Genomic DNA, 5,840 nt, shown 5'->3' with positions numbered 1-5,840 from the left:
AACGTGACCGATGGTGCCCACGTTTACGTGGGGCTTAGTACGTTCAAATGTTTCTTTGCCCATCTTCCTGGCTCCTGTTTTTGGAAGAAGCAGAGTACAAGATCTGCTCCTGATTTCAAATTACCGGGTTACGGTCTTGGAAATAATCGCGTCGGCCACGTTACTGGGGGCTTCTGCATACTTGGAAAACTCCATGGTGTAGGTCGCCCTTCCCTGGGTGGCCGAACGCAGGTCCGTGGCGTAACCAAACATTTCTGCCAGGGGCACTTCCGCGCTGATGACCTTGCCTGAAGGGTTTTCGTCCATGCCGCCAATAATTCCGCGGCGACGGTTGAGATCACCCACGACATCACCCATATTTTCCTCGGGAGTGACCACTTCAACAGCCATAATGGGCTCAAGCAGCACCGCCCCGCCTTCCTGCGCCAGTTTTTTGGTCGCCAGGGACGCCGCTATTTTGAACGCCATCTCATTGGAGTCAACGTCGTGGAACGACCCGTCATACAGAGTAGCCTTGAGGCCCAGCAGCGGGTAACCGGCAAGAACACCGTTTTGCATCTGCTCCTCGATACCTTTCTGTACGGCAGGAATGTACTCCCGCGGAACAATACCGCCTACGATCTCATTGACGAACTCAAGCCCTTCTGCTGAAGAGTCCTCACCGGGCTCAAACTTTATCCACACATGTCCATACTGGCCGCGACCACCTGACTGGCGTACAAACTTGCCCTCAATTTCTGATGTGTTGCGAATAGCTTCGCGATAGGCCACCTGCGGCTTGCCGATATTGGCCTCCACGCTGAACTCGCGACGCATACGATCAACGATAATATCCAGGTGCAATTCACCCATGCCGGAAATGATGGTCTGCCCTGTCTCCTCGTCGGTTTTTACCCGAAAGGAAGGGTCCTCCTGCGCAAGCTTGCCCAGCGCAACACCCATCTTCTCCTGGTCCGGCTTCGAACGGGGTTCCACCGCTACTGAAATAACCGGCTCGGGAAATTCCATACGCTCAAGTACGATAGGCCTGGTCGCGTCACACAGCGTATCGCCGGTGGTGACATCTTTCAGCCCCACGGCAGCTGCAATGTCGCCAGCCAGCACTTCCTTGATTTCTTCGCGGCTATTGGAGTGCATCTGCACCATACGACCGACACGCTCTTTCTTCTGCTTCACGGAGTTATATACACCGGTTCCAGACTCGAGCTTGCCGGAATAAACCCGGAAGAAGGTCAGGGTGCCGACGAAGGGGTCGGTAGCAATTTTGAACGCCAGGGCAGCAAAGGGGGCATTGTCGTCCGCTTCGCGTGTCTCCACGGTTTCGCTGGCGTCCAGCAGCGTACCCTCTATCGGCTTCACCTCAGTGGGTGACGGCATGAACTCGATTACCGCGTCCAGAACAGCCTGAACACCTTTATTTTTAAAGGCAGAGCCACCCAGCACCGGGACAATTTCGTTTGCCAGCGTGCGTGCACGGATGCCTTGCTTGATCTCGTCTTTACTCAGCTCACCTTCTTCGAGGTACTTTTCCATGAGTTCGTCGTTGGCTTCTGCCGCCGCCTCCATCATGTACTCCCGCATCTCTGCGACCACGTCAACCAGATCAGCCGGAACCGGAGCGTACTCGAAGGTCATACCCTGGTCCGCTTCACTCCAGAGAACCGACTTGTTCTCGATCAGGTCAACGACACCCTTGAACCCATCCTCTGCACCAATGGTCATCTGCAGGGGCACCGCGTTGGCACCCAGGCGTTCGCGCAATTGGCTTACCACTGCCATGAAATCAGCCCCGGCACGGTCCATCTTATTGACGAACACCATCCGCGGCACTTCATACTTATTGGCCTGACGCCAAACAGTCTCTGTCTGGGGCTGGACCCCGGAGGACCCGCAAAGCACTACTACCGCACCATCGAGCACACGCAGGGAACGTTCGACTTCAATAGTGAAATCCACGTGCCCGGGGGTATCGATGATGTTAACGCGGTGCTGGTCAAACTGGGCATCCATGCCCTTCCAGAAACAGGTAGTAGCCGCGGAGGTAATGGTAATCCCGCGCTCCTGCTCCTGTTCCATCCAGTCCATGGTCGCGGCGCCGTCATGCACCTCCCCGATCTTGTGGGAGAGCCCCGTGTAGAACAGGATGCGCTCAGTGGTTGTGGTTTTACCCGCATCCACATGCGCGCAGATACCGATATTTCGGTATCTGTTGATCGGTGTCTGACGTGCCACGTTGATTTCCTCGAAAATGGGTTGCTGAGAAAATGCTTAGAAACGGTAGTGAGAGAACGCCTTGTTAGCTTCTGCCATGCGGTGAACATCTTCACGCTTCTTGACGGCGTTGCCTTTACCTTGCGAGGCATCGATGATTTCGCCGGCCAGACGCTGGCGCATGGATTTCTCGCCACGGTTACGGGCGTACTCAACCAGCCAGCGCATGGACAGTGCCACTCGGCGGGAGGGGCGAACTTCAACCGGCACCTGATAAGTAGCACCACCAACACGGCGAGATTTCACTTCCACCATGGGGGCGATATTTTCCAGTGCTTCGTCGAATGCTTCCAGAGGATCCTTGTTCAGTCTCTCCTGAACAATGTCGAGAGCACCATAGACGATGCTTTCTGCGACGGATTTCTTACCACTGATCATCACGTGGTTCATGAACTTTGCCAAAGTCACGTTGCCAAATTTAGGATCTGGCAGTACTTCGCGTTTGGCGACTACTCTTCTTCTTGGCATGATATTGCCCTTCTATCTCTTCAGGTTTATCCAAACACCGACCTGCCACAATTACGAGGAGGCAGGGGTTCGGCCTTACTTACATCTTCACAAGCCAGCTAACGCTCGCAGGACTTACTTGGGACGCTTGGCACCATACTTGGAGCGACCGTTGCGACGATCTGCTACTCCTGAGGTGTCCAGGCTGCCACGCACGGTGTGATAACGCACACCAGGCAAATCCTTCACACGACCGCCGCGAATCAGAACCACACTGTGTTCCTGCAGGTTGTGACCTTCGCCGCCGATATATGAGGAAACCTCATAACCATTGGTCAGGCGCACACGGCAGACTTTACGCAGTGCAGAGTTCGGTTTCTTCGGCGTGGTAGTGTAGACGCGCGTACAAACGCCGCGGCGCTGCGGACAGCTCTGCAGTGCGGGTACGTCGCTCTTCTCTACTTTGCGCTTCCTGGGCTTACGAACCAATTGGTTGATCGTGGCCATTCAGTTAGAACTCCAAAAAAAGTTTTATTTCCCGACCCGGGGGCCGCCCCTCGATATATCAGTGGACCAGCGCATCGACCTGACGACAGGACGCACGCAGTCACCCCGAAAAAGAGGAGGCGGCATTCTATAGACGCGTGCCCGGGGAGTCAACCCGTAAGCGCCTTTAGGCCGAGAGACCACAGCGGTACAAATTAGCTGGTTTATTGCTCCCAATAGCGGCCGATTTACTGTACTCTAGCGGCCGTTTTTTTCGGCCAAACTCTTAACGATTGAGATCACTCATGTCTGACTTATCAAACTACAGAAATATCGGTATTTTCGCCCACGTTGACGCCGGTAAAACCACGACCACGGAGCGTATTCTCAAGCTCACTGGCAAGATTCACAAGACCGGCGAAGTACACGACGGTGCCGCGACCACGGACTTCATGGAGCAGGAGCAGGAGCGCGGTATCACTATTCAGTCCGCTGCTACCACCTGCTTCTGGAAGGACCACCGGCTCAACGTCATCGATACTCCCGGACACGTGGACTTCACTGTCGAGGTTTACCGATCACTGAAAGTTCTCGATGGCGGCATAGGTGTTTTCTGTGGCTCCGGCGGGGTCGAGCCCCAGTCCGAAACCAACTGGCGTTATGCCAATGAATCTGAAGTTGCACGCGTTATTTTCGTCAACAAACTCGACCGCATCGGCGCCGACTTCCTGCGCGTAGTCAAGCAGGTTGAGAACGTGCTGGGCGCCAACCCACTGGTAATGGTGCTGCCAATAGGCCGCGAAGATAGCTTTATCGGTATAGTAGACCTGCTATCGCGTAAAGCCCATATCTGGCCGGATCCGAGCAACCCTGAGCACTATGATATCACCGACGTACCTGAGGACATGGTCGACGAGGTAGAGGAGTGGCGCGAGAAACTGATCGAGGCTGCTGTTGAACAGGACGATGACCTCATGGAAGCCTACCTGGACGGTAATGAGCCGGCCATGGAAGATCTCAAACGCTGCATTCGTGAAGGCACGCGCAAGCTGGACTTCTTCCCAACCTACTGTGGTTCTGCGTTCAAGGACAAAGGTGTTCAGCTTATCCTGGATGCGGTAGTCGACTACCTCCCCAGCCCTACCGAGGTTGACCCGCAGCCGCTTACCGATGAGTTTGGTGAGCCGACCGGTGAATCCGCCCTGGTTTCGACAGAAGAGCCCCTGCGCGCCCTGGCATTCAAGATCATGGACGACCGTTTTGGCGCCCTGACCTTCGTACGCATCTACTCCGGCGTACTCAACAAGGGCGACACCATCCTCAACTCCTTTACCGGCAAGACTGAGCGTATTGGCCGGATGGTGGAAATGCACGCCAACGACCGGGCCGAACTCGACAAGGCCCAGGCCGGAGACATTATCGCTATTGTAGGTATGAAGAACGTGCAGACCGGCCACACCCTGTGTGACCCCAAGCACCCCTGTACCCTGGAAGCGATGGTATTCCCCGAGCCGGTAATCTCCATTGCTGTGGCCCCTAAAGACAAGGGCGGCGCTGAAAAAATGGGTATAGCGATTGGCAAGATGGTCGCAGAGGACCCCTCCTTCCGCGTAGAGACAGATGAGGACTCCGGTGAGACCATCCTCAGGGGTATGGGCGAATTGCACCTGGACGTGAAGGTCGACATTCTCAAGCGTACCTACGGCGTTGAACTGGAAGTCGGCAAGCCCCAGGTAGCCTACCGCGAGACCATCACCCAGGAAATCGAAGACTCCTACACCCACAAGAAGCAGTCTGGTGGTTCCGGTCAGTTCGGCAAGATCGATTACCGCATCAAGCCAGGTGAGCCCGGAACAGGTTTCGCATTTACCTCCTCTGTAGTCGGCGGTAATGTTCCCAAGGAATTTTTCCCGGCGATCGAGAAAGGGTTCAAGAGCATGATGGAAGAAGGCCCCATCGCCGGCTTCCCGGTACTGGACGTCGAGATCGAGCTTTACGACGGTGGCTTCCACGCCGTGGACTCCTCTGCTATCGCCTTCGAACTTGCAGCCAAGGGCGCTTTCCGCCAGTCCATGCCCAAGGCCGGTGCGCAGTTGATCGAGCCGATCATGAAAGTGGACGTGTTCACCCCGGATGATCACGTTGGCGACGTAATTGGTGACCTGAACCGTCGCCGTGGCATGATCAAGGATCAGGATGCGGGCCCAACAGGCGTGCGCATCAAGGCAGATGTGCCGCTCTCCGAGATGTTTGGTTACATTGGCCACCTGCGTACCATGACTTCCGGCCGCGGCCAGTTCTCCATGGAGTTCTCGCACTACCTGCCCTGCCCGCAGAACGTTGCAGAGGAAGTCATTGCTGAAGTGAAGGAGCGTAAAGCCAAAGGCTAACACCGCAGCAACCTGGAAAAGGCCGGCTTATGCCGGCCTTTTTTTTGACTTCATCGCGTGGCAAACAAAGCTATCGCTAACAGCTATACGGCCCGGGAAGCGCTCCCCGGTTGAGTACCCCACACCCTCAGATGACTTCCCTTCGCGGCGACGTCGACCCATCAACACCCCGCCTTTTGCAAACTGACAGCCCAACGCAAAACCCCGGGACAAAAAAAAGGTTCATCGCAGATTAGCGGGGTTGCT

Annotated in this window: 4 protein-coding genes; 1 reads left to right on the top strand and 3 read right to left on the bottom strand. The window is 55.6% G+C overall.

The features are described 5' to 3' along the window. Positions 1-120: 120 nt before the first annotated feature. The 3 genes from fusA (C0039_RS20740) to rpsL all read right to left on the bottom strand — a co-directional run bounded on the left by fusA (C0039_RS20740) (position 121) and on the right by rpsL (position 3,225). Positions 121-2,232 carry an elongation factor G gene (fusA, locus tag C0039_RS20740; protein ID WP_075999085.1) on the bottom strand — a complete coding sequence of 704 codons (2,112 nt, stop codon included), beginning with the start codon at positions 2,230-2,232 and terminating at the stop codon, positions 121-123. A 36-nt stretch (positions 2,233-2,268) separates the two neighbouring features. Then, positions 2,269-2,739: a 30S ribosomal protein S7 gene (gene rpsG, locus C0039_RS20735; RefSeq protein WP_075999086.1), complete on the bottom strand. Its 471-nt coding sequence runs from the start codon at positions 2,737-2,739 to the stop codon at positions 2,269-2,271. Positions 2,740-2,853: 114 nt separating this feature from the next. Then, positions 2,854-3,225 (bottom strand): 30S ribosomal protein S12, encoded by a 372-nt coding sequence (rpsL, locus tag C0039_RS20730; protein ID WP_007230799.1) that lies wholly within the window; start codon positions 3,223-3,225, stop codon positions 2,854-2,856. 284 nt (positions 3,226-3,509) lie between these two features. Between rpsL and fusA (C0039_RS20725) the strand changes: the two genes are divergently transcribed. Continuing rightward, on the top strand, positions 3,510-5,594 hold the full coding sequence (gene fusA, locus C0039_RS20725) for an elongation factor G (protein ID WP_075999087.1): 2,085 nt from the start codon (positions 3,510-3,512) through the stop codon (positions 5,592-5,594). The last annotated feature ends 246 nt before the right edge of the window (positions 5,595-5,840 follow it).

Source organism: Pseudohalioglobus lutimaris (genome assembly GCF_002866825.1).
Taxonomy (GTDB): Bacteria; Pseudomonadota; Gammaproteobacteria; order Pseudomonadales; family Halieaceae; genus Halioglobus; species Halioglobus lutimaris.
This window is presented reverse-complemented; position numbering and strand designations above follow the sequence as displayed.